Origin of the sequence: Burkholderia sp. E168m23, from assembly GCF_016586125.1 — a bacterium.
Classification (GTDB): Bacteria; Pseudomonadota; Gammaproteobacteria; order Burkholderiales; family Burkholderiaceae; genus Burkholderia; species Burkholderia orbicola.
In genome coordinates this window covers 1-1,338 of sequence record NZ_BCPP01001369.1, presented here as the reverse complement: position 1 = coordinate 1,338, position 1,338 = coordinate 1, and the positions used below count along the sequence as shown (strand labels likewise).

Annotated in this window: 2 protein-coding genes; both read left to right on the top strand. The window is 62.7% G+C overall.

Features of this window, described 5'->3' with window-relative positions; genetic code table 11:
• A partial coding sequence (locus JMF90_RS40490; protein WP_236598132.1) for a hypothetical protein occupies positions 1–284 on the top strand: 284 nt, incomplete at its 5' end.
• 5 nt (positions 285–289) lie between these two features.
• Positions 290–1,338 (top strand): nucleobase:cation symporter-2 family protein (locus tag JMF90_RS37360; RefSeq protein WP_201326368.1); only part of this gene is annotated, 1,049 nt, incomplete at its 3' end.

The following is a 1,338-nucleotide window of genomic DNA, read 5'->3' as shown; positions in this document are numbered from 1 at the left end:
GGGTTAACCCGGCGCGATTTCCACACACCGCTTTTTGCCACTATGCGACTCACCCGATACACACCATAAAGCGCGCCATATTTGACATGGGGGCCGGCGCTATTTTGAAGCGCTATAAAACCGGTGAACCTCACTCCCGCGGCAGTTTCCCGATGATCGCCCCCCTGTTCCATACCGAAATGGCATATCGAACCAGCAAAGAACGGAATAGAACCCAGTGCTCTTGTTGCATGGATTCATTCCGAATAACTTCGTATCACCCCGAAAACAAGATCATGGAGTGAGACAGATGCAATCGAACACGGTCCATCCGTGCGATGAGGTGCTGCCGACCGGCAAGCTGGTAACGCTTGGCCTGCAACACGTCCTCGTCATGTACGCCGGCGCCGTCGCCGTGCCGCTTATCGTCGGCGCGGCGCTCAAGCTGCCGAAAGACCAGATCGCGTTCCTGATCAGCGCCGATCTGTTTTCGTGCGGCATCGCCACGCTGATCCAGACACTCGGCCTGTGGATCTTCGGCATCCGCCTGCCCGTCATCATGGGCTGCACGTTCGCGGCCGTCGGCCCGATGATCGCGATCGGCACGAACCCCGGCCTCGGCATTCTCGACATCTTCGGTTCGACCATCGCCGCCGGCATCATCGGCATCGTGCTCGCGCCGATGATCGGCAAGCTGTTGCGGTTCTTCCCGCCCGTGGTCGTCGGCACGGTGATCGCCGTGATCGGGCTGTCGCTGATGGAAGTGGGCATCAACTGGGCGGCCGGCGGCGTCGGCAACCCCGAATACGGCAGCCCCGTCTATCTCGGCCTGTCGCTGCTCGTGCTCACGCTGATCCTGCTGATCAACAAGTTCGGCCGCGGTTTCGTCGCGAACATCTCGGTGCTGCTCGGCATCGTCGCCGGCTTCGTGATCGCCTTCGCGCTCGGCCGCGTGAACACCGACGGCGTCGCGCATGCGCCGTGGGTCGGTTTCGTGATGCCGTTCCACTTCGGTCTGCCGCACTTCGATCCGCTGTCGATCGTGACGATGGTCACGGTGATGTTCGTCACGTTCATCGAATCCACCGGCATGTTCCTCGCGGTGGGCGACATGGTCGATCGCCCGGTCAACCAGGAGCGCCTCGTGCGCGGCCTGCGCGTCGACGGCCTCGGCACGCTGATCGGCGGCATCTTCAACTCGTTCCCGCATACGTCGTTCTCGCAGAACGTCGGCCTGATCGGCGTGACGGGCGTGAAGAGCCGCTTCGTGTGCGCGACGGGCGGCGTGATCCTCGTGCTGCTCGGCCTGTTCCCGAAGATGGCGCAGGTCGTCGCGTCGGTGCCGCCGTTCGTGCTCGG